Genomic DNA, 21,464 nt, shown 5'->3' on the forward strand with positions numbered 1-21,464 from the left:
GCTGCATATGCAGGCCCGATAGGCGTCGTCTTCGAAACGCAGCCGGAACGAGTCAGTGTTCGTGACTATTACCGTTCGAGACGCCAGCGACTCCGAAGGCAGTCGTCCGTCGCGACAACCCGCTTTCTGAGAAGTATTCTATACAGAAATAGAGTCAGAATCGAATTACCCGTTCAGACAGACTACTTTCCAATACAGAATTGCTTACGAACGTGAGCCAGAGCATTACAATAATTGACTATCTGTTCTCCCTGTCTGTAGCGAACGGCGACTACTCTACGCACGACTAATGTCTGACAAACCAGAATCACGACACGGTACGGGGAATCGACCGCAGAACGCCGCTGACGGAGCCTCTCGACGGACGTTTCTGAAGGGATCGGCAGTGTCGGCGGGGATGCTGGCCACGGCCGGGTGCTTCGGGGAACAGTCCGCCACCGGCGGGAACGGGGAGACGACCGAGATGGTCCCCGGTGACGGTGAGCCCGCACCGGGCGGACAGGTCCGACAGTTCACCGTCCACGCGATCGAGGCCGACGTCGTCTACAACGCGTTCGGCCTCCACCAGCCCAAGGCCGCGCTCTATGTCCTCGAGGAGAACCTCGTGGAGGCGCTGGCCGCATCGGGGGCACCCCCGACGACGCCTTCGCGGACCTGCCGGACGACGCACGCGATAAGAAACGCAAGAAGAAGGACGACCGCCGAGACGATCTCAATAAGAAGGAGAAGAAGAAGGCGGAGAAGAAACTCGAGACGGCAGACAAAGAGATCGAGGAGGCGAAGAAGCGCAAGGAGAAGGCGAAGAACGACACGGAGCGCAAGAAGGCGCGGAAGGCACTTCATCGCGCGCGCAAGAAGAAAGCGAAGGCCAAGCGGAAGTTAGGCGACGTCGACACGACGGTTCTCCAGCCGCTGACGATCCGCGCGAACGCGGGCGATGTGATCGAGATCGAGTTCGTCAATCACCTCGATCGCCACGCCTCGATGCACCAGACGGCACTGCCCTACCAGGTCACCGAGTCCGACGGCGCGAACGTCGGCTACAACCCGGACACGACCGCGGCACCCGGGGAGACGGTCGGCTACGAGTGGTACGCGACCCACGAGGGAACGCACTTCTTCCATGACCTCGCCAATCCGGCGTTCGACAGCGCCGACGAGCCGCCGGAGGAGGCCAACCTCGTCTCCCGCGGGCTGTTCGGTTCGATGGTCGTCGAACCGCCGGAGGCGACGTGGACGCATCCCGAAACGGGTGAGGAACACCGCAGCGGCGTCCGCGCGGACGTCCACATGCCCGGCGAGGACGAGCCGTCGCACCGCGAGTTCATCCTCCACTACCACACGCCGGAGGGAGTGTATCCGGCCAGCGGCCGGGAACTGACCTGGCCCGGCTCCGACGAACCCCAGACGGTCCACGCGATCAACTACCGGGCCGATCCGACCGGCATCAGGCTTGGCGAGGAGGGCCTCGAGTTCGTCAACGATCCCGATCCGGATCTCAACGAAATCGAGGAGTACTTCTACAACTCCTGGCTGTTCGGCGATCCCGGTGGCGGCGACAACGTTTACCGGACGTATCAGGGCGATCCGGTGAAGATGGTCGCCGTTGGCGCCTCCCACGAGGAACGCCACTCCCACCACCTCCACGGCCACCGCTGGAAGGAGGTCCAGGAGCGCGAGAACGTCGACACCCTCGACGTGCAGAACCTCGGATTCGGCGGGACTCACGAGACGAAACTGGTCACCGCCCACGATGGCGTCGGCTTCTTCGACGTCCGGCCGATCGGCTTCGGGCCCGGTGAAGTGCCCGACCGGCTCGAGGGCGGGCTGAACCTCGTCGACGACGAGTTAGACCTCAACGGCAATGACGACGACCTCGACGGGATCGCCGACCCGCTCACGACCGTCCGGCCGGAGATGAGCTGGGAGGAAGCCTTCGACGTCGGCGCCGGCGGCGCACACGGAAGCGCCGGCGATTTCCTGTTCCACTGCCACCTGTTCCCCCACTACGCCGAAGGGATGTGGGGCAGCATGCGCGTCTACGACAAGGTCCAAGAGGATCTCGAACTCCTCGACGACAACGAGCCGCCGCTGGATCTCGACGACGAGACGCCCGGGTTCCCGGACTTCATCCCCGGCGAGCAAGGCGAGGAACCGCCGAAACCGCCCTACGACTTCATCCGCGACCCGACGCCCGAAGAGGCCGCGGCGCTCGGGGACATCATTCCCGGCGCACCATACACCGATCCTTGCGACCCCGAGATCGCCCCCGAAGAGTTCGGCGGCCCGACCGCCGGGGAGGAAGCGCCCGTGCGCGAGTACGACATCGTCGCGCTCCCAGCCGAACTCGTCTACAACGACGCCGGCGATCACGACCCCGAGGGACAGGTGTACGTCCTCGAGGAGGACGTCGCGGACGTGCTGACGGGGAAGATGAACCCCGAGCCGCTGGTGATCCGCGCGAACGTCGGCGAGTGCGTCGAAATCACGCTGACGAACCTGATGCCCGACGGGCGCTCGAACCACATCCACTTCGTCTCCTACGACGTGCTCGGCTCGGACTCGCTCGCCAACGGCTACAACTACGCTCAAGGGGCCGAGCCCGGCGGTCAGATGAGCTACCGCTGGTACGCCGACGAGGAAGGGACGATCTTCTTCCACGACCACATTCAGGGGGTCGACGAGATTATGCACGGCCACTTCGCCACGCTGATCGTCGAACCCGAGGACTCCGAGTGGCTCGATCCCCACACCGGCGACCCGATCGAGGCCGGCACGCAGGCGATCGTCACGCAGCAGGACGGCGAGGACTTCCGCGAGTTCGCGCTGCTGTACCACGACTTCGCGCCGCTGCGCAACCGGCGGGGCGAGTTCGTCAACGAACTCGAGGAGCACAATCAGAACGCGGGCGTGATGGCGATCAACTACCGGAACGCGCCCTACTACCGCCGCGGACCCGACCCCGACCCGGCGTACGTCCACAGCTCCTACGTCCACGGCGATCCGCCCACGCCGGTACTCGAGGCCTACGACAGCGACCCGGTGCGGATCCGCCTGGTCCACGCCGCCTACGAGGAGCAGCACAACTTCTTCATCGACGGCGTGCAGCCGAATCCCGCCGGCGTGAGACCAGAGGATACGGTCTCGCAGGCCGTCCACGTCGCCGAAGCGTTCACGTTCATGCTCGAGGCGGACGCCGACGAGCTGCCAAACCCGGACGGCCTCCCGGTCTACGATCACCTCTACGGCTCGGGGGTCGTCGACGACCTCTGGGACGGCATGTGGGGTGTCCACCGCGTCTTCGACGCGGCGGTCGACCACCTGCAGCCGCTGCCCGACCGCGGCACGCCCGACGGCGAAATCACCGAGGAGCAACTGCGCGAGATGGGTCACCCAGCGCCGTTCCTCGACTGGGAGGAGCTGGGCCGCAAAGCGTGGCTCACCTACCCCGAGGACGTCCAGCGGAAGTACGACCTCGGCAAGCACGCCCTCGACGAGCAGTGGCAGCGCGACCTGGTCGAGGCGTTCGAGAAAACCAAGCACGAGGGACTCCTCTCGAAGCTCCTTCGCGGCGACCTCCGGCTCGAGGATATCCTCGCGGCGCTCGGGTTCACGCGCAAGGAACTGAAACACGAGACGGATATCGATCCGAAGAAGCTGAAAAAGCGCCTCGAGCAGTTCGACGGCGTGGGACGGGTCGACAAGCCGCCGTTCCCGGCGGACAAGCCTGCCCGTCAGAACCCCAACGTCGGGGAGATTCCGCCCGTGGCACCAGATCCGGGCGATCCGTGCCCCGACGATGCGATCGTCCGGGAGTACGACGTGACCGTCTTCCAGACGGACATCGAGTTCAACGAGTACGGCGACCACGACCCACACGGGATCGTGTTCGCGCTCGACGAACACGTCGACGAGATCCGGGCCGGCGAGCGGCCACCGACGCCGTTGACGCTCCGCGCGAACGAGGGCGACTGCGTCCAGATCAACCTCACCAACGAGTTGCCGGTCGACTTCACCCCCGAGCACGCCCACCCGGAGATGCGGACCCGCGAGCAGGACCTGAACATCGAGTGGGAGGAGTCTAACCGGACCTCGCTCAGTCCCCAACGGCTCGAGATGGACATCCAGGGCTCGGGGGGCGTGACCGTCGGCTTCAACTTCGACCAGACGATCCCGCCGGGGGAGACGATCACGTATCGGTGGTTCGCCGACGAGCTAATCGGCACGTCCATCCTGTGGGACTTCGCCGATATCCGCGGCCACCGCCATCACGGTGCCTTCGGCCACCTGCACGTCGAGCCCGAGGGCTCGATCTGGCTCGATCCCGCCACGGCCGAGCCGCTGGCCGACCACGGTGATCGGTTCGCGCCGTCGATGACGACCGAGAGCATCATCGTGCCCGACGACGGCCCGGCGTTCCGCGAGTTCCCGCTGTCGTTCAGCGACGGGCGGTACATCATCAACCGCAACGATCCAGACGACTGCGTCGTGCCGCCGGGACCAGACGACGAGGCAGACGCGCCGTGTAACCAGATCCCGGACGATCCGGAGGATCAGGGATACATGGCGATCAACAACCGCGCGGAGCCGTTCATCCGCCGGTTCCAGACCGGGCCTGACGCACAGCACCTCGTCTTCGACTCCGACACCCACGGCGATCCGGCGACGCCCGTGGCGAACGCGTTCGTGGACGATCCGGTCCGCTTCCGCGTCAGCCACACCGCCGACAAGGCCCGCGGCCTCGACTTCCACCTCGCCGCCCACCAGTGGCTCCGCAACCAGGACATCCCCGAGTCCGAGATCATCAGCGTCAGCGATCAGTTCATGCCCGGCAAGGCGCGCGACGTCGATCCGCTTGGCGGTGCCGGCGGGCTGGTCGACAGCGTCGGTGACCACATCTACATGGAAACGAAGATGCGCCGGCGCCTCGAGGCCGGCGCCTGGGGCATCTTCCGCGTCGGCGAGGACGACGGCGACTTCGCCGAACCCGTCCAACCGCTGCCGGACCGCGTGAAGAAGAAGCGCCTCGACCCGCGGGACCGACAGGGCTGGACCGTCGCCTCCGGCGACTGCAACGGCAACGGCGAGACGGACGTCCTGATCGGCGTCCCCGACAGTCGCGTCGGCGGCATCGACGCTGGGGCCGCGTACCTGTTCTACGGCCCGGTCGACGAGACGGCGATCACCGATCTGGCCGACGCCGACGTCCAGTTCGTCGGCAAGCCGGGCAAGCGCGTCGGGACCGACGTCCACATCGGCGATAAGTCGATCTACCTCGACACGAAGGGGAAGAAGGCCCGGTACGTCTTCGACGGGACGAAGACGCTCCGGGGTTCGATCAGCGTCGACGACGCCGACCGAAAGAACTGATCGGTCGCGCGACCGTCGACACGCCCGTCCGAAGTTATTTTTCGCTGTTACGTCGATATCTCTGCATGGAACAACGACGGTGTCCCGACTGTGGCGTGACGATGGAACCTGTTCCCGTTCGCGACGGTGAGAGCATGGGGCTCTCGATTGCGACCGGCGAGCGAGAGGGGCTACTGGGCAAACTCGGGTTCAAGAACAGGGCGAAACTGCAGGGCGTCTGCTGCCCCGAGTGTCAGCTCGTTCGGTTGTACGCCGAGGAGGAGTGACGCCCTCGAGTCGACGGGTCTGGGACTCGAGTCAGAACTACTCGAGGCTGCCTTCGGTCGCCGCTCGGATCTCGCCGACGCTCGCGTCGGTCTTGAACGTCGTCCCGCCGTAGTGTGCCGGCGAGGCCGCGTGGCCTGCATCCCGAAGATCGGCCAGGAAGTCGTCCATCGCGTTCGCGGGCAGCCCCCAGTTCTTGCAGAGCTTGTGCTGGTCGTAGTGCGTGGGTTCGTCGAGCTCCGCCTCGAGGGTTTCGCAGAGCTCTCGCGACTTCTCGGCGGTGCCGAACGAGTCGGGAACCGCCGCGCGGACGTCAGCGACGAACTCGGTGTCCTGAACCGGACCGAGCCAGACCGGGCCGGCGGTGAGCAGGCGCTCGCCGCCACAGTGGGGACAGCGCTCGAGCGGGTCGGCGACCTGTCCGTGTTCGGTCTCGCGGTAGAGGCAGTCCTCGCAGTGGTAGACGTGCCCGAGGTGCTCGAGGGCGGCGTCGGCCGCGCTCGCCTTCCGGTCGAGTTCGAGGTAGGTCCGGACGTAGTGGCTGGTCGCGTGGGTCAGGATCGGCTCGACGCCGACGTCGAAGCGGGCCCCGCTGCGGGCGAGCGCGGAGATGAGAATTCGGACGCCCATCTCGGGATGATAGTCGGTGTTCTGGGGCACCGCGCTGTAGGAACGGACGCCGCTATTGAAGTGAGCGCCACACAGCGGCGCGGTGTCGGTCGCCGTCACGCAGAGGAGGTCTCGACAGCGGGCGAAGGCCGCGTCGGCGAAGGGCATCGGCGTCCCGTAGGGATCAAGGTCGATCACGTCGAACAGCTCGTCGTGCATAAGCGCGTTGACGTTGCGGTGCTCGACGCGCGCCTCGTCCGCGAGGTCGTTTCGCTCGAGGTTCTCCCGCGCGAGATCGACGGCGTCTTCCTCGAGATCGCAGCAGGTGACGTCCCAGCCGTCGGCGGCCGCGCGGATCCCGCGGACCCCGCTGGCGGTCATCGCGTCCAGGTAGCTCTCGGCGCGCTCCTCGCGCTCGCGAAAGGTCCGCAGCGTCGCGATCGTCAGGTCCCGGTTCAGCTCCTGTCTGGGGTTGTAGAACACCGACTCCTCGACGCCCTCGGTCTGTTCGCCGGGGACCTCGAGATCGATCCCGCCCTCGGTGACGCGCATACCCCCTGTCGACGGGCGACCGCGAAAAACGCCGTGGTCTGTACCGGGGCCGCCGATCCCTGAAACGAAACTCGAGACGAATATCCACTCTCGGCAGTAATCGCTGCTTACCGGGCGTCACCGCTGTTTTGCGGGTTTTCTCGAGACGCTCATTCGAGATACGCCCGTCCACCAACCCCCGATATAACCGCGTAATCGTCGCTGAAAGCGGCGCTTTCGTTACCGACTCAGTGGAAAACGTTTTGTACCCGACGATGCTGTCGTTGCAATAACGATGTCTTGGGATAGCGTACCACAAAGTGATGTGCGATCGCGCACCGACGCGACCACGAGGAGTCGAACGGAGCGGATCCGTCCGTGATCGACCCGTCGGCCGACGATCGGCTCCGGATCGCCCTGCTGAACGCGGCGCACAAACGCGAGAGCACGCGACGGAACTTCGAGCGGGAACTCGACGCGGAGCTCGTCGAGTTTCACTGTCCCTCCGGCGAACTCCCCGACACGTTCGACTTCGACGCCTGCGTCGTCACCGGCTCGAGCGCCTCCGTCTACTGGGATCGGCCGTGGATCGGCGCGTTAAAGGAGTGGGTCGGCGAGGCCGTCGCGGCCGGACTGCCGTTTCTGGGCGTCTGTTACGGCCACCAACTGCTCGCGGACGTCCTCGGCGGCCGCGTCGAGGACATGGGCGAGTACGAGATCGGCTACCGGGCCGTCGAACACGACGGAGCGAACCGGCTGCTGACCGGCGTCGGCGAGGAGTTCACCGTCTTCACCACCCACTCCGACCGCGTGGCCGCGGCGCCGCCGGACGCGACGGTGTTCGCCAGAAACGAGTACGGCATCCACGGCTTCCGGCGAGACCGCGTCTTCGGCGTCCAGTTCCACCCCGAGTACGACATGACGACGGCCGAGCGCGTGACCGCCGGGAAAGACGGCGACCTCGAGCCCGAGCGGATTCAGTCCGTCCTCGAGGGTATCGACGCCGAGCGCTACGAGACCGCCTGCGAGGCCAAACGGCTGTTCGACAACTTCGTCGGGTTCGTCCGCGAACAGCGGTCCGTCGAGTGCGGCGCCGACGTCGCCGGTACGGATGCCGCCGCGACCGTCGGCGAGGCGTTCGTCGACGCCGACGCTACTGGCGCTACGGCCGAATCGCCTCTGGAATCGTCGGTCGACTCGAGCCGGTCGTCCTGAGCCCTCGCCTCGAGCCAAGGCACGGCCGCGGTCCGAGTCACCGTGCGGGCCGTTCGAAGCGGTCGAAAGCGGCTCGAGCCGGCGTCAGCGCGGCTCACTCGTCGCGGTCGGTGGCCGCCGGCAGCGTCACCGAGAACGTCGACCCCTCGCCGGGTTCGGAGTCGACCCAGATCTCCCCGCCGTGGCGCTCGACGATGCGCTCACAGAGCGCGAGTCCGAGTCCGGTCCCGTCGTACTCCTCGCGGCCGTGGAGCCGCTGGAAGAGGTCAAAGACGCGGTCGGCGTCGGCCGGGTCGATACCGATGCCGTCGTCGGCGACCGAGATCGTCCACTCCGAGTCGATCTGCTCCGGATTGGCCCGCTCCGCGGCGGCTCGCTCCGCGATAACGCGGACCCGCGGCGGCTCGTCACCGCTGTACTCGAGCGCGTTGGACACCAGGTTCTGGAAGAGCTGGCGCAACTGATGGACGTCGCCCTCGACGCGGGGCATCTCCCCGACGTCGACCGTCGCGTCGGTCTCGGCGATCTGCACTTCGAGATCCGTCAGCACGTCCTCGAACACCGCCTCGAGATCGACGGGTTCGAACGGATCGCCCTGCGTCTCGACCCGCGAGTACGCGAGCAGGGCGTCGATCATCTCGCGCATCCGCTCGGCGCCGTCGACCGCGTAGGCGATGAACTCCTCGCCGTCCTCGTCGAGGTCGTCGCCGTACCGGCGCTCGACGAGTGAGAGATAGCTCGTAATCATCCGCAGGGGCTCCTGTAAGTCGTGACTGGCGGCGTAGGCGAACTGCTCGAGCCGTTCGTTCGACGCCTCGAACTCGCGGTTGGCCGTCTCGAGTTGTTCGACCGTTTCGTCAAGTTCCGCCTTGATTCGTCGCAGTTCCCTGTTGCGGCGTCGAATCTCGAACGCGCGGGTTTTGGCCAGTGCGTCGTGGATCCCGACGCCGAAGCCGGCGACGCTGCCGAACGCCGTGAGGACCAGCGCCGCTCGGAACGGTTCGCTGACGCTCTCGGCTGGCTCGAGCTGATAGAGCACGAGGATGCCGAGCAGCAGTCCGGCCCCGCCGATCGCCCAGCGGCCGATCGTGGGGTAGTACTCGGGACGGATGTCGGTCCGCGGCAACCGATAGCCGGCGTAGAGCAACACCAGCCCGGGGACGCCGATGAAGCTGGCGACGAGCGCGACGTTCGACGTCGAGCCGCCGTCGGTCAGTCGCTGGGCCGCCCACGCGACCGCGAAGGTGACGTACAGCGCGCCGAGGAGTGTGATCGTCACTCGACCACCGAGTGCGGACGGAACTCTAGTCCGACTGCCCATTGGTGCTACTGGGGTCGGACGCTATTTTTGGCTTGCGACGAGGCCCTCGGCGCGACAACCAAACCGATTTTACAGTTCGGCGCACAGTTGCGGTCGTGCCGAAGGCCAACCCAGTCGAGCGATGGCAGGCGGATCTCGAGGAGGCCGGCGAACTCACGCCCGAGATCGTCGATCGGATCTCGAGGGTCCACGGCGACCGCGGGGTCCGCGCGATCGAGGCGGTCGGCGAGAACCGGGTGAAGGCCTACCGCGATTTCACGATCGTCGTCGGCTACGACGACGAGTACATCGTCGAGGACGGCGGCTGTACCTGCAAGGACAGCGAGTACAACCTCGACGACGACGATCCGACCGAGCAGTGCTGGCACGCCTTGGCCGTCGCCATCGCCCGCCGAGTTGGCCACGTCGACTACCACGACATGTGGTACTCGGAGGTTCGCGAACTGCTCTGAAACTCGTGCCAAGTTAGTCTTCTCTCAGAGCACCCTGTCAGACGCCCACTATCGCCTCGGGTTTACTACCGTGCGGTGGCGCGCGCTGAACTGCGTCGAACGAAGAGTGAGACGCAGTTCGAAGCCGTGCGAGGTCTTCGCGAACCTGTGAGTGAAGGTCTGGAAGTCGCGAAGCGCCTTCCTCTGGATGAGCGAGCGTAGCGAGCGAATCGGTTGGGGAGGAAGTGGCAATCCCCGTTGCCACGGTAGTAGAACAATTCTCGAGTCATCCTCCGTTCGCCTCGAGTCTCGTTCGATAGGTTTTCGTTCGCCTCGAGACGTACCGCCGAAAATCGCTGCTAGTCGGACTCGTTACAGGCGGCGATGATGACCTCGGGATCGTCGATCAACCGGTTTTCCATGTAGTTGCCCTTCCCCTTCCCGGCCCACTTGCGCTCCTGGTCGATGATCGAGAGGAACTCGAGCTCCGAGAGGATGTCCCGAATCCGGCGCAGCTTCAGGTGTTCGGAACCGTCGCGGTCGCAGAGGCGCTTGTAGAGATCGTAGACCTCGTTGGTCGTCACGGGCGCGTCGTCGCCCTCCTTCTGCTGGGTCAGCAGCGCCATCGCCTCGAGGACGAGTTTCGCGTGGCTGGGGCTCTTGGAGATGAGTTCGGCCAGCCGGCTGGTCTCCTCGCGCTCGTGGGCCTGATCGACGCAGGACTCCGTGACGGTCTCGAGGGCGTTCTCCTCGGCGATCTCGCCGGCGAACCGGAGGATGTCGATCGCCTTCCGCGCGTCGCCGTGTTCGCGGGCCGCGAGCGCGGCTACACGTGGGATGACGCCGTCCTCGAGGACGCCCTCGTGGAACGCGTCCGACCGGGAGCGGAGGATCTCGCGAATCTGGGTCGCATCGTAGGGTGAGAAAACGTACTCGCGTTCACAGAGGCTGGACTTGATCCGCTCGTCCAGCGAGTCCTTGTAGCGGACCTTGTTCGAGATGCCGATGACGCCGACCGTGCTCTCGGTGAGTTTGCCGGATTCGACGGCTCTCGAGAGTTGCATCAGGATGTCGTCGTCCTCGATCTTGTCGACCTCGTCTAAGATGATCAGGGCGACGTCGTAGCGGGTGTCGACGATGTGCCACAGGCGACGGTAGTACTCGGCCGTGCTCAGCCCCGAGTGGGGGATCGAGACGTCGGTCTCGGCGTGGTCGTTGAGCTGATGGCCGGCCGACTGGACGGCCTGGGTCTCCGTCGATTCCTGCAGGCAGTCGACGTACGCGACGCCGATCGAGACGTCGTTGTCCTCCGCGCGTTCGATCGCCTGATTCGTGATGAATTTCGAACAGAGGGATTTCCCGGTTCCCGTCTTTCCGTAGACGAGCACGTTGTTCGGCGTGTTCCCCCGCGTGGCCGGTTTGATCGCGTTCGCGAGGTTCGTTAGTTCGTCCTCGCGGCCGATGATCCGATCGCCGTCCGGGAGGTGCGAGACCTGCAGGAGCTCCTTGTTCCGGAAGATCTCGTTCTCGCTGCCGAAGTAATCCATCGAATCCGACATTCAGGTACTAGGGACAGTACGCCGTAGCACCTTAAACGCTCGGAACCGAAGTGCCGCTGTATAGACGAGATTTCCTCGAGAGAGATCCCGAACGGTGATAATCACACCCCGGAGTGCCGCTGTATAGTCGGTGACGCATCGCTCGGTTCCGCTGTATCGATTTCGGAACGACCCGTGGCGACCGGCGGGAGAGCGACTGCGGAGGCGACCCCGGAGTGCCGCTGTATAACTGCGGCCACACCCCGCGGTTCCGCTGTATAGCGACGCCGAATTACCGCGATATCCGTCGGGGGACCCCGGAGTGCCGCTGTATGCCGGTGGGTCACACGCGACGGCCGGCGCCCGCTCGACCGCAACAGAGAGGGAGCCACGCGGCCGTCACCGGGGGTATCGGAACCGAACCGATGAACGGGGCGGATACCGTAGTTCCGCTGTATCGGATAAAAAGAGTTTCTATCGGAACTGCACCGTTCGGTTTCCACACCGCGGTGCCGCTGTATGCGGAGACACACACCCCGCGGTGCCGCTGTAACGGTGTGACGGTGGGTGTCGACTCGAAGCGAGGGTGAGGCGGGGTGGATGGGGTAGAGTCGGGCAGGGTCGGGTGGGGGCACTCATGGAGCCACGGCGGTGTGGAAACCAGTCAATAGCGCTCGGCGAACGTACCGAGACGGACGGTGACAGCAACCGCGGTCAGCTCGATAGCGTCAGCTCCAGGAGAATCATCGACGGAGCTGCTGGTTGAAGCGCCGTGACGAACTCGGCGATTGAAGCAGTAACCGAAACACCGAGAGAATCGGCGATTCCGACCGTCGATCCAGAACGAAGGGTGGAGTTCGCCTCGAGCGGCGAGTCCTCGTCCAATACCGATTGGACGGCAAATCGTCCAATACACTCAATGGACGCTAACACAGAACTAGTATTTAGTAGTGGTGATTAGTCATGGATTCAAACAGGCGACTGAAAGCGGTCCAGCAGTCGTTCACAGCCGATTCCGGCGTTTTCTCGAGCGACGCGGGATCTCTCGGACCTATACAGCGGCAACGAGGGGTGTGTCTCTCGAGTCTACCCACTACTCTCGCGTAGATAATGTCGAAATAGCGAACACATCCTCGAGACGCTTTCGAAGATCGAGCACTGAACGACAGTCGAACGTCCGCGAACGTCGACCGAACAACGACGAACGGCAATCGAACAGTCAGACGGCAAGCAGAATCGAACAGCCGAACAACGAGCAGCCAACCGAGCGATGATTGTCCGAGAGAACTCGAGCAGTCGAGTCGCGATTACTCTTCGGTGCAAACCGCGACAGGATCACTCGTCGGCGCAGATCTCGACGAAGTTCCGCAGGATCTGCAGCCCCGTCTCCCCGCTCTTTTCGGGGTGGAACTGCGTGCCGAAGACGGTCCCCTCCTCGTTGGCGACGATCGAGGGGAACTCGCGCTCGTAGTCGGTCATCGCGACCGCCGCGTTCTCGTCGTCAGGGACGGCGTAATAGGAGTGAACGAAGTAGGCGTACTGGCCGTCGACACCCTGTACGAGCGGGTGGTCGCGCTGAACGTCCAGTTCGTTCCAGCCCATGTGGGGCACCTTCTGGCCCTCCGCAAAGCGGACGTTGGTGCCCGGGATCAGATCCAGTCCCTGGACGGCCGACTCGCCGTCGTTCTCGCCCTCCTCGCTGGTCGTCAGCAGCATCTGCATGCCGAGGCAGATCCCGAACAGCGGGGTGCCGCTCTCGGCGACCTCGAGGAGGTCCTCGCGGAGCGGATCGGCGTTCTCGACGCCCTCGCGGAACGCGCCGACGCCGGGGAGGACGACGCCGTCCGCGTCGGCGAAGGCGTCCGGATCGTCGGTGATCTCGACATCGGCGCCCGCGCGCTCGAGACCGCGAGTGACGCTCCGGAGGTTCCCCAGACCGTAGTCGACGACGACGACCGAGGCGAGGGACTGCTCGCTGGAAGTCGAAAGCGTGCTCATACCGGTACTCGGTGCGGCGCGTTGAAGTCAATTACTGTTCGCGCAGTCTCGAGCACGAGTGCGTAGTCTCGAGCGCTGGCGTGCTGCTCTGATCGGTCGGAAACACAACGCTCAGAACCCGTCGAGTCGCGTCTGTCCGCTGTCGCCGTCGCCGACATCCGCCAGCTCCGCCGCCCGCTCGAGCGCGTTCTCGAAGGTCTCCTCCTGGCTGCGGTCGTACAGCGTCGCCGCCGGGTGGACACAGAGGAGGACTCGCTGTGGCATCCCGTTGATTCGGACCTCCTCGAGCGAGCCGGCCTCCTTGGTCACGGCCACCGAGCGCTCGAGCAGGTGCTCGCTGGGGACTTTCCCCAGCGTGACGATCACGTCCGGATCGAGGCGTTCGATCTCCGTCTCGAGGTAGCTCCGACAGTTCGCGAGTTCGTCTTTCGTGGGGTCGCGGTTCTCCGGCGGCCGACAGCGTACGCAGTTGGTGATGCGGACGTCCGTCCGATCCAGCCCGACCGTTCGCAGGCCGTCGTCGAGGACGGTGCCGCTGCGTCCGACGAAGGGTTCGCCCTGTTCGTCCTCGTTGGCCCCGGGTCCCTCGCCGACGAACAGCAGGTCGGCGTCCTCGGGCCCGACGCCGTTGACGATCCGACTCCGGGAGTCCACGAGTTTCGGACAGCGCGTACACTCGGTCACGCAGAGGCCGTCCATCGCTTCCGACTCGTCCATACGGTCCGAGACAGGCGGTCGCCTCCTACGTCTTTCGGGATACACCTCGTACTCGAAGCTATCGGCTCGTTCACTCGCGTGGGGTCCGTCATCGCAGAATTCGTGACCGCAAACGTGGTGAAAGCCCCTTTCAGTCCCACCCAGCGGTGAATCGTCTGGACTGCTATCGCGTATCCAATTCCAGTCGGGTTACGTCGGATCCTCTTCGTCAGTCTCGAGCGATCCGACGAACGAATCGCCCGCTCGAGCGGCCGCCCTCGCGACTCGGATCGGCTCCGGACGACCGCCGTCGGGCGTGAACGCGCGCACGACCGCGGCCGCCTCGTCGCGATCGCAGCCGCAGTGGCGCACGTAGACGGTCTCGCCGTTGACCGACAGTTCGCGACGGTCCGGAAGCGAGCGGTAGGTCTCGAGGCGCTCCTCGAGTTCCCGTCCGGAGAAGGCGTCTCGGAGGCCGGCCTCGAGGCCGTCGCTCGCCTCGAAGGTGACGGCGATCACCGGCCGATCGGCAGCCTCCTGGACGCGAGACGGGTCGAGAAAATTGTACCACGCGGGTGCGACGGCGCCGAGCAGGACGTACCGGACGTCGGGGCGACCCAACTCGGCGACCAGTTCCACAGCGGCCTCGGTCGCGTCGGTGCCGCCGACGGTACACCGACGATAGGCCAGTCCGTCGAGGACGCGGTCGGCACGGACGACGGCACCAGCGAGCGTGCTTCGGTCCGCGTCGCGACGAAACGACTCGGCGATGCCCAGCGCCCGCACCCCGGGCTTCATCAGGTCTCGTCTTTGATTTCTTTGAGCCGATCGAGCAGTTCGTCGCTGGACGCACCGTTTTCGAACTCGATCGTTCCTTCGTGGCTGTTCTCGTCGGATTTCACCGCGTCGTCGTCGTCAAAATCAGCGTCGACTTCCTGTTGCTCGGATTCGTCGTAGCTCCCGAATCCCATACAGTGATCTCTTCGGGCTTACGATTGAAAAATTTCGTGGTTACCTGTTTATCTGCGGTTATGTTATCGCTAGAACACGCTGCGGTCGTTGGCCGACACCCGACGGCCCGCGAGCGACCTGCGACAGCAGACAACAGCGAGCGACCGCGACGCAACCGTTTTTGAGGCCGGCCCTCGAGCCATCCCGTATGGAGGTCCATCACGTCACCGAGGACGCGGAGACGTTCACCTGCAACGCATTCCTCACGGTCGGTGAGGACGGAACGGCGACGCTGGTCGACGCCGGCGCGTGGGACGGCGTCGTCGACGAGATCCGGAGCCACGTCGACGACGTCGAGAGCGTCGTCATGACCCACCAACACGGCGATCACGTCGAGCGACTCGAGGCCGTCGTCGACGCCTTCGATCCCGACGTCTACGCCTACGACGACCACCCGACCCGCACCGACGCGATCGAGGACGGCGACACCGTTACCATCGGCGACGAGGCGTTCGACGTGGTCTACACGCCCGGACACGCGGATGACCACGTCTCCTTCGTCTCCGAGTCGTCGCTGTTCTCGGGCGACGTGGTCGTCCACGACGACGGCGCCTTCGACTACGGCAGCTTCGGCCGCACCGACATGGCCGGCCAGTCCCGCGAACGGCTCATCGAGAGCATCGAAGACCTCCTCGAGCGGATGCCCGAAGACGTCGAACATATGTACGCCGGCCACGGCGGCGTCTTCCACGGGGACGTCCGGGACGTCGTGGCGACGGCGCTCGAGCGAGCGGAGAAGCGCGAACCGAAGTATCCCGACGAGTGAGCGTACCGGAGACGCCCGTTTCGCGCACCCGTGATTTCGACGGCGCGGTTGCACTCGAAGCGTAGTCGCCATTCAAAGGGGCGCACAGTCGCCACTCGAGGAGCGCGTGTTGAGAGAACGAAAACGGAGAGTCCGCGTTATGCTGCGCGGGGTTCCTTCGCCTTGGGGCGGAGGTTCTTGTAGCCGCACTTGCGACAGCGGTCAGCTCCCGGGGAGTTGCGGGCGTTACAGCGCATGCAGATCATCTTCTCGAGCGTCCGTTTCTCGGCGGCGTCGAAACTTGGCATACCGGCCCGTTAGCCAGTGGTGCATATAATCGCTGTGATTGTATGGCTTCGTCAGCTACCCACCGCTGAAGCGGTGGGCTTGTCAGTGGACTCCCGTTCTGCCGACACGTAGGTGTCGGACGCCACATCGCTGGCGTTCACGGTCATTGTCCCTGACTTCAGGGCGTACTGACAGAACGCCCCTCCAGTGGGGGACTTCTGCCCCCGCTGGAGCTTGAGCGCGAGCTTCCGTGCTACGTTCTTCGCTGCATTGTAATCCGAATTCGCCGTATAGGAGCAGTCAAGACACTCGAAGTGTTGGCCATCGCGGTTCTCCTCAAGCGTACAGCCACACTTCGAGCATTGCTGGCTCGTGTACTGCGGGTTCACCGTCTTCACGACGATACCATACTCTTCGGCCTTGTACGCAACCTGCGTCTGGACGGCGTTGAACGCCCACTGCTGGAACTTCTTGCTGTCGCTGATGTGCTCTCGAATCCGTTCCAAGTTCTCGAATGCGATGTGCGTGCAGTCGTGGCGGCAGGCTTCTTGAACGATTTCTTTGGATACGCGATGGAGGGAGTCACGGCTCCACCGTCCGAACCGATCACCGATACGCTGGTAGGTCAGATGGGCACTACGCGTACCCATTTGCTGGAGGCTAGCACGCCGTTTCTCGAACTCACGACGCTGGTGGTTAAGGTAGTCCGCATTACCGACGAACTTGCCCGTTGAAGTAACGGCGATGTGGTCGTCGACGTTACAGTCCACGCCGAGGACTTTCGAATCCTCGGCTTTCTCAGGACTCTCAACGTCGAATTCCTGCTTCATCACCGCATTAAGGTAGAACTCGTCGGCTTCGCTATCGTAGTGGACGGTGCTCGTACTGAACGAGTAATCCTCGTTGAGCAGGTACTCGCCGTGAGGGGTGCCTTCAGGGTTCTCCGGGAGGTCGTACTCGCATTCGACACGGCCGTTGGGCGTGGCGAGACTGACATGGTCGCGGTGGTACGTGGCGGCACGCTTGTCGTAGACGAGACTGAACGTCGTGTACTCGGGTTGGCTGACGTTTTCCGCGTCTGCAAGCCTGTCTACCGCGTTGTCGATGTCTTTGATGGCGCGTTTGATGGCCTTCTGGACGAGGTTGGCGTGGAGATAGTCGGTTTCCTCGCGGAGGTCTTCGTAGAGGGCGTCTTCGGCTTTTGACTTGCTCGTGATGCAGTCCTCGTCTGGGTAGCGCCACGCCCACTCGCTGGTGCGGTTTGCGCAGTAGTGGAAGCGGTCGTTAGTGGCGTGGAGGTCGCTCTTGCGGTCGTCGGGCACCTCGAGTCGGACTCGGACAGTGCGTGTGACCTTCCACGCCATATACGTCACATTGTGACGATTTTCTTTATTAATAGTTTTGACTATGTTCGGGAGTCAGTCGTGGCTAGAAGCGTGGTTGTACTCACAAGTGACGCGCTTCCTCCCACGGCTAAAGCCGTGGGATTCCGCGCTGCTACCGCTGTGACGGCACTTCGGCGTCCGCGCCTATCACGGGCGAAGCCATCTGCCGGCCACAGCGAATCCCTCCGGAGACCGTCGGGCCACGTAGCGCGCCGCCGATCACTCCTCGTCGGCCAGATACTCCTCCTGGACCGCGACGACCTCGCTCGAGTCGGCGCACTCGCTGTACCGACGGAGGGGTTCCTCGTTGAGCGTCAGAAACGTCTCCCCCCAGCGAAACGGCTCGAGGAGTTCCTCGGCCCGCTCTCGGTCGCCGAAGATACAACAGGCGGCAGCCAGCGCCTCGACGGTCGTCAGTCGGAACGGCCGGCCGTAGTTGACCGGATTCGCGGCGACGAGGAAGGGCAGCGCCCGATGGACGCCGCGCATTTTGAACGACGCCGCCTCGGCGGACTCCCACGAGCAGTCCAGCGCGACCAGCGTCCCCAGCCCCTCCTCGGCGTCGGCCGGCGACAGCGCCCGCTCGGCGTGGGGGTTGAGGACGACGCCGTAGGGCACCTGCCCCATCGACCGGTAGAGGGTCGCCTCGTCGAACTTCTCGAGGCGCTTCGCGGTGCACTTCTTCGGGTCGTCGTCGCCCTCGTAGTAGACGTGACACTCCACGCCGGGAGGTTGGACGCAGCGGGAGAAAAACACCGCGGAACGCGGGCCACGAACCGCGGAGCGAGTCGGTCCTCGAGCCAGCGGTGTCCGGCCGCAGGTTCGAGACGAGCGTCACGACGGTCCGTCGCGCCGGAGCGCGTCGAGCGTCTTCGAGCCGATCCCGCCGCGCGAGAACACGGTGACGATGTCGTCGGCTCTGATCGTCGTATCGCCGTGTGGCGTCAGGACGGTGTCGCCCCGCTCGATCGCGATCACGAGGCTCTCCTCGGGGAGGATCTCCTGTCGAACCGCGTGCTCGAGGGTCAGATCGGCGATGGGCGCCTCGGCGTCGACGGTGACCTCGGCAACTTCGGCGTCGCCCGACAGGCTGACGAAGTCCGTGATCCGCTCGCGATTCGTCCCCTCGTCGGGACCGAACGGTGCGTACGGCTGCCACATTTCGTTCTGAACGAGGACTTCGTCTTCGATCTCGAGGCCCAGGTCCGAGAGCGACCGCGCGATGCGTCGCAGGTCGTCCGTGTCCGCGCCGACCGCGAGCACGTGCAGGTTTCGTCGCCCGGTCATCAGTTCGCGGACGTTGACGACGCCGGCGACGATCCGCGCCTGTTGGGCGATCGTTTCCCGCTCGGAAACCGGTGCGTTGCACATGAACAGGTTCGCCAGGCGACCGTCGGCTCGCTCGAAATCGACGGTGGCGTGATAGCCGGTGATAATGCCGTTGGCCTCGAGCTTCGAGATTCGATTCCGAATCGTGCCCGGAGAGACGTTCACCTCGTCGGCGATCGTCGGCGCCGAGACGTTCCGGGAGTCCGACATCAACTCGTGGATGATCCGCCGGTCGATTTCGTCGAGACGGTAATCCATGTCCTGCGTTCCGCGCCGCCGTTCATACAGTGTTCCGATTCGGTACGCGGTTGTGGCGCCGACTTCGATTCCGGCGGGGCATACGTAACCGCACAATTCCGGCACCGACCTTGATCGATCAGTAACGATCGATCGCGAGACGATGTACGGCTTCGGGGAGTACGTCAACCGAGTGGTCGGCGTCCCGACGCTCGCGTTCGGTCCGGTGACGGTGACGGCCGTCCTCGGGTGATGGTGACGGCCGTCCTCGATGACGTCGAGCGTTCGGTACTCCTCGCGGAGACGGCTCGGAAGCGGAGCATGCGCGAACGGCTGCTGGGTACCGAGGAAGGGGACTGACTAGAGTCCGAGCGGGAACGTCGAGTTCTTTTGACGGTGGCGCCGAACGGTTCGGTATGGACACGGAGCCGAATCCGGTCGACGATCCGGACGCCGCGTCGCTCGTCCGCCGCTACTACGACGCCCTCGACGACCACGACTACGCCGCTCTCGAGGACCTCATCGCGCCCGATTTCGTCCAACGCCGGCCGGACCGGACGTTCGAGGACCGGGCGGCGTTCGTCCGCTTCATGCGCGACGCTCGGCCCAACCCCGACACCAGCCACGACCTCGAGGCCGTCGTCGCCGACGCCGAGGGCGGCGACGACCGCGTCGCGGTCCACGGCCGCGTCCTCGACGCCGACGGGGAGCGGGCGCTGTTCGAGTTCGCTGATTTCTTCGAGTTCGCGGACGATCGGATCGAGCGACTCGAGACGTACTCGCGGTAACGCGGGAGGGCCTCGGACCGTCACGTCTCGTGAGTCGGTAGCCGCCGAATCGGCCGCGCTAGCAGAAGTACACCCAGTACGAGTGGCCGTTCGCACATGTTACCTTCGTGTGGTCGCCGAACGCCTTTCGAGAGCGGCTGGGTTTCAGTTCGACCCCGTCGCGGGGGACCGAAATGGTCGTTCGCTTCGTACACTCCGGACATTCAACTTCTCGGATCGCTGTGACCTGCATTACTCTTCACCGTGTTATCGTATGCCACGTGAGTATATAACGAATTCTCAGAGAAATTGGACGGTACGATCGGTGATCGGCGTGATCGAGCGGTCGGCGATCCGAGAGGCCTCGAGGCGCTCGAGTCGAATCGGCGACGAGCGGAACCCTCGGGTTCGAGGACGACGGACCGACGGCGCTCGAGTCGCCGCTCGGAGCGGTACTCAGGCCGAACAGTTGTTCGGCCCCAACTCGAGTTCCGTGCGATCCTCGGGCGGTCGCTCCTCGCGGCCGCGGTTCAGGTCGATGATCGCCTCGTAGTTCGCCGGCTTCTCGCCGACGTCGGCCATGCGCTCGACGAATGCCTCCTCCTCAAGGTCGAGCAGATCAATTCCGGTACGCGCCTCGCGGACGGTCGTCGCGACCGGTTCGCCCGGCCGGCTGTGTTCGAACTCACCACTGGCGGTGACGGTGACGTGGCCCGGCAGGATGACGACGTCCTCGGGTTCGGCCAGGAGCGTCCGGTGGAGCGTCTCGTAGAGCATCTCGGCACCTTCCGCCCCCTCGTGGCTCGCGGTTTCACCGTCGTCTCGCGGCATCGCCGCGTGACTGTCCGCGGAACTTCGTTCCGCGCTACTCGCTGCTTCCGAGGCGCTACCCGCCTCGCTCTCACTAAACTCGAGTTCGGTCCGCCCGACCGAGTCGACGTGGAGCGTGTCGGCGGTCAGCAACGCCGCGCCGTCGACGAGCAGAGTGATCATCTCGCTGGTGTGGCCTGGCGCGGAGAGCGCCTTGATTTCGAGGTCGCCGACGTCGAGGACCTCGTTTCGCTCGAGCGGCGTGAACTCGTAGTCGACGCCGCGGTCGGCCGCTCGCGCGCCGAGATAATAGGGGACCGCGAGACTGTCGGCTAACTCCCGACCGCCGGAGACGTGGTCGGCGTGGACGTGGGTGTCGACGACGCCGGCGATCGTCAGGTCGGCCTCTTCCGCGGCGACCTCGTACTCGTCGATATCGTCCGTCGGGTCGACGACGATCGCCTCGCCCGTCGCCGGACAGCCGACGACGTAGCCCAGACAGCCCTTCGCCCGCCGCTGGAGTTGGACGATCGTCGGGGCGTCCGTCGCGGCTCCGGAACCGTCACCGCCGACGTCGATCTCGACGTGCTCGTAGACGCCGCTCCAGCCCGTCATCCCGCCGTCGACCGTCGCCACGTCGTACGCGTCGGTGGCCGACTCGAGTCGGGCCGCCAGGTTGCCAGACGAGATTCCCTTCGCGCAGATCGTGATCACGCGATCGACGTCGCCGACGGCGTCTTCGAACGCCTCGAGGCGGTCGTCCAGTTCCTCCTCTGGGCCGAAAGGGAAGTGCACCGCGCCCGGAACGTGCCAGGACTCGTAGCTGTCCTCGGGCCGGGTGTCGACGAGGGCGAACGCGTCGTCCCCGTCGACGAGTTCGGCGAGTCGGTCGGCCGAGAGCGTGGTGACCATACGCGTC

The 21,464-nt window shown here is 64.9% G+C and carries 20 protein-coding genes; 7 read left to right on the forward strand and 13 right to left on the reverse strand.

Annotation, left to right across the window (positions count from 1 at the left end; genetic code table 11):
- Positions 1–289 precede the first annotated feature (289 nt).
- The 3 genes from HTUR_RS25625 to HTUR_RS15520 all read left to right on the forward strand — a co-directional run bounded on the left by HTUR_RS25625 (position 290) and on the right by HTUR_RS15520 (position 5,636).
- Positions 290–883 carry a twin-arginine translocation signal domain-containing protein gene (locus HTUR_RS25625; RefSeq protein ID WP_012944270.1) on the forward strand — a complete coding sequence of 198 codons (594 nt, stop codon included), beginning with the start codon at positions 290–292 and terminating at the stop codon, positions 881–883.
- 35 nt (positions 884–918) lie between these two features.
- On the forward strand, positions 919–5,370 hold the full coding sequence (locus HTUR_RS27805) for a multicopper oxidase domain-containing protein (protein WP_264183112.1): 4,452 nt from the start codon (positions 919–921) through the stop codon (positions 5,368–5,370).
- 65 nt (positions 5,371–5,435) lie between these two features.
- Positions 5,436–5,636: a hypothetical protein gene (locus HTUR_RS15520; protein WP_012944272.1), complete on the forward strand. Its 201-nt coding sequence runs from the start codon at positions 5,436–5,438 to the stop codon at positions 5,634–5,636.
- Between the two features lie 37 nt (positions 5,637–5,673).
- On the opposite strand, the gene HTUR_RS15525 is transcribed toward HTUR_RS15520, so the two are convergent.
- On the reverse strand, positions 5,674–6,795 hold the full coding sequence (locus HTUR_RS15525; protein ID WP_012944273.1) for a tRNA (guanine(26)-N(2))-dimethyltransferase: 1,122 nt from the start codon (positions 6,793–6,795) through the stop codon (positions 5,674–5,676).
- Between the two features lie 357 nt (positions 6,796–7,152).
- On the opposite strand from HTUR_RS15525, the gene HTUR_RS15530 reads away from it, so the two are divergent.
- Positions 7,153–7,989, forward strand: a complete 837-nt coding sequence (locus HTUR_RS15530; RefSeq protein WP_012944274.1) for a type 1 glutamine amidotransferase — start codon at positions 7,153–7,155, stop codon at positions 7,987–7,989.
- Positions 7,990–8,083: 94 nt separating this feature from the next.
- Here HTUR_RS15530 and HTUR_RS15535 read toward each other — a convergent pair whose 3' ends face one another.
- Positions 8,084–9,310: a sensor histidine kinase gene (locus tag HTUR_RS15535; protein ID WP_012944275.1), complete on the reverse strand. Its 1,227-nt coding sequence runs from the start codon at positions 9,308–9,310 to the stop codon at positions 8,084–8,086.
- A 95-nt stretch (positions 9,311–9,405) separates the two neighbouring features.
- Between HTUR_RS15535 and HTUR_RS15540 the strand changes: the two genes are divergently transcribed.
- Entirely contained in the window at positions 9,406–9,762 is a 357-nt protein-coding gene (locus HTUR_RS15540) for a hypothetical protein (protein WP_012944276.1), read from the forward strand.
- Positions 9,763–10,100: 338 nt separating this feature from the next.
- Here HTUR_RS15540 and HTUR_RS15545 read toward each other — a convergent pair whose 3' ends face one another.
- The 5 genes from HTUR_RS15545 to HTUR_RS15565 form a co-directional block, all read right to left on the reverse strand.
- Positions 10,101–11,300, reverse strand: coding sequence for a Cdc6/Cdc18 family protein (locus HTUR_RS15545; RefSeq protein WP_049941767.1), 1,200 nt, complete (start codon positions 11,298–11,300; stop codon positions 10,101–10,103).
- Between the two features lie 1,314 nt (positions 11,301–12,614).
- Positions 12,615–13,277, reverse strand: coding sequence for an imidazole glycerol phosphate synthase subunit HisH (hisH, locus tag HTUR_RS15550; protein ID WP_012944278.1), 663 nt, complete (start codon positions 13,275–13,277; stop codon positions 12,615–12,617).
- A 111-nt stretch (positions 13,278–13,388) separates the two neighbouring features.
- A complete protein-coding gene (locus tag HTUR_RS15555; protein WP_012944279.1) occupies positions 13,389–13,994 on the reverse strand; it encodes a uracil-DNA glycosylase in 606 nt (201 codons plus the stop codon).
- 189 nt (positions 13,995–14,183) lie between these two features.
- A complete protein-coding gene (locus HTUR_RS15560) occupies positions 14,184–14,771 on the reverse strand; it encodes an endonuclease dU (RefSeq protein WP_012944280.1) in 588 nt (195 codons plus the stop codon).
- Complete coding sequence (locus HTUR_RS15565; protein WP_012944281.1) at positions 14,771–14,944, reverse strand: DUF5786 family protein; 174 nt, start codon at positions 14,942–14,944, stop codon at positions 14,771–14,773. Before HTUR_RS15565 ends, HTUR_RS15560 begins: the two co-directional genes overlap by 1 nt.
- Before the next feature lie 188 nt (positions 14,945–15,132).
- Here HTUR_RS15565 and HTUR_RS15570 point away from each other — a divergent pair, with 188 nt between their 5' ends.
- A complete protein-coding gene (locus HTUR_RS15570) occupies positions 15,133–15,750 on the forward strand; it encodes an MBL fold metallo-hydrolase (protein ID WP_012944282.1) in 618 nt (205 codons plus the stop codon).
- A gap of 137 nt (positions 15,751–15,887) precedes the next feature.
- On the opposite strand, the gene HTUR_RS25630 is transcribed toward HTUR_RS15570, so the two are convergent.
- The 4 genes from HTUR_RS25630 to HTUR_RS15585 form a co-directional block, all read right to left on the reverse strand.
- Entirely contained in the window at positions 15,888–16,037 is a 150-nt protein-coding gene (locus HTUR_RS25630) for a 50S ribosomal protein L40e (protein ID WP_008893935.1), read from the reverse strand.
- 51 nt (positions 16,038–16,088) lie between these two features.
- Positions 16,089–17,381 carry an RNA-guided endonuclease InsQ/TnpB family protein gene (locus tag HTUR_RS15575; protein ID WP_012944283.1) on the reverse strand — a complete coding sequence of 431 codons (1,293 nt, stop codon included), beginning with the start codon at positions 17,379–17,381 and terminating at the stop codon, positions 16,089–16,091.
- Between the two features lie 240 nt (positions 17,382–17,621).
- Entirely contained in the window at positions 17,622–18,125 is a 504-nt protein-coding gene (locus HTUR_RS15580) for a DUF367 family protein (protein WP_012944284.1), read from the reverse strand.
- A gap of 111 nt (positions 18,126–18,236) precedes the next feature.
- Positions 18,237–18,989, reverse strand: a complete 753-nt coding sequence (locus HTUR_RS15585) for an Lrp/AsnC family transcriptional regulator (RefSeq protein ID WP_012944285.1) — start codon at positions 18,987–18,989, stop codon at positions 18,237–18,239.
- A gap of 395 nt (positions 18,990–19,384) precedes the next feature.
- Between HTUR_RS15585 and HTUR_RS15590 the strand changes: the two genes are divergently transcribed.
- Entirely contained in the window at positions 19,385–19,756 is a 372-nt protein-coding gene (locus HTUR_RS15590) for a nuclear transport factor 2 family protein (RefSeq protein ID WP_012944287.1), read from the forward strand.
- A 58-nt stretch (positions 19,757–19,814) separates the two neighbouring features.
- Here HTUR_RS15590 and HTUR_RS28805 read toward each other — a convergent pair whose 3' ends face one another.
- Together HTUR_RS28805 and HTUR_RS15595 are read right to left on the reverse strand one after the other, a co-directional pair.
- A complete protein-coding gene (locus tag HTUR_RS28805; RefSeq protein WP_012944288.1) occupies positions 19,815–19,988 on the reverse strand; it encodes a hypothetical protein in 174 nt (57 codons plus the stop codon).
- Between the two features lie 203 nt (positions 19,989–20,191).
- Positions 20,192–21,457: an MBL fold metallo-hydrolase gene (locus tag HTUR_RS15595; RefSeq protein WP_012944289.1), complete on the reverse strand. Its 1,266-nt coding sequence runs from the start codon at positions 21,455–21,457 to the stop codon at positions 20,192–20,194.
- Positions 21,458–21,464: the final 7 nt, after the last annotated feature.

The organism is Haloterrigena turkmenica DSM 5511 (assembly GCF_000025325.1).
Classification (GTDB): Archaea; Halobacteriota; Halobacteria; order Halobacteriales; family Natrialbaceae; genus Haloterrigena; species Haloterrigena turkmenica.

Excerpts from the sequence above, each read along its gene's own strand:
- HTUR_RS15560 (WP_012944280.1), bottom strand. The coding sequence starts at position 14,771 with ATGAAGCCCGGGGTGCGGGCGCTGGGCATCGCCGAGTCGTTTCGTCGC.
- HTUR_RS25625 (WP_012944270.1), top strand. The coding sequence starts at position 290 with ATGTCTGACAAACCAGAATCACGACACGGTACGGGGAATCGACCGCAG.
- HTUR_RS15590 (WP_012944287.1), top strand. The coding sequence starts at position 19,385 with ATGGACACGGAGCCGAATCCGGTCGACGATCCGGACGCCGCGTCGCTC.
- HTUR_RS15555 (WP_012944279.1), bottom strand. The coding sequence starts at position 13,994 with ATGGACGAGTCGGAAGCGATGGACGGCCTCTGCGTGACCGAGTGTACG.
- HTUR_RS15575 (WP_012944283.1), bottom strand. The coding sequence starts at position 17,381 with ATGGCGTGGAAGGTCACACGCACTGTCCGAGTCCGACTCGAGGTGCCC.
- HTUR_RS15565 (WP_012944281.1), bottom strand. The coding sequence starts at position 14,944 with ATGGGATTCGGGAGCTACGACGAATCCGAGCAACAGGAAGTCGACGCT.
- HTUR_RS15545 (WP_049941767.1), bottom strand. The coding sequence starts at position 11,300 with ATGTCGGATTCGATGGATTACTTCGGCAGCGAGAACGAGATCTTCCGG.
- HTUR_RS15585 (WP_012944285.1), bottom strand. The coding sequence starts at position 18,989 with ATGGATTACCGTCTCGACGAAATCGACCGGCGGATCATCCACGAGTTG.
- HTUR_RS15570 (WP_012944282.1), top strand. The coding sequence starts at position 15,133 with ATGGAGGTCCATCACGTCACCGAGGACGCGGAGACGTTCACCTGCAAC.
- HTUR_RS15520 (WP_012944272.1), top strand. The coding sequence starts at position 5,436 with ATGGAACAACGACGGTGTCCCGACTGTGGCGTGACGATGGAACCTGTT.
- HTUR_RS15595 (WP_012944289.1), bottom strand. The coding sequence starts at position 21,457 with ATGGTCACCACGCTCTCGGCCGACCGACTCGCCGAACTCGTCGACGGG.
- HTUR_RS15525 (WP_012944273.1), bottom strand. The coding sequence starts at position 6,795 with ATGCGCGTCACCGAGGGCGGGATCGATCTCGAGGTCCCCGGCGAACAG.
- hisH (WP_012944278.1), bottom strand. The coding sequence starts at position 13,277 with ATGAGCACGCTTTCGACTTCCAGCGAGCAGTCCCTCGCCTCGGTCGTC.
- HTUR_RS15535 (WP_012944275.1), bottom strand. The coding sequence starts at position 9,310 with ATGGGCAGTCGGACTAGAGTTCCGTCCGCACTCGGTGGTCGAGTGACG.
- HTUR_RS25630 (WP_008893935.1), bottom strand. The coding sequence starts at position 16,037 with ATGCCAAGTTTCGACGCCGCCGAGAAACGGACGCTCGAGAAGATGATC.
- HTUR_RS28805 (WP_012944288.1), bottom strand. The coding sequence starts at position 19,988 with ATGCAGGTCACAGCGATCCGAGAAGTTGAATGTCCGGAGTGTACGAAG.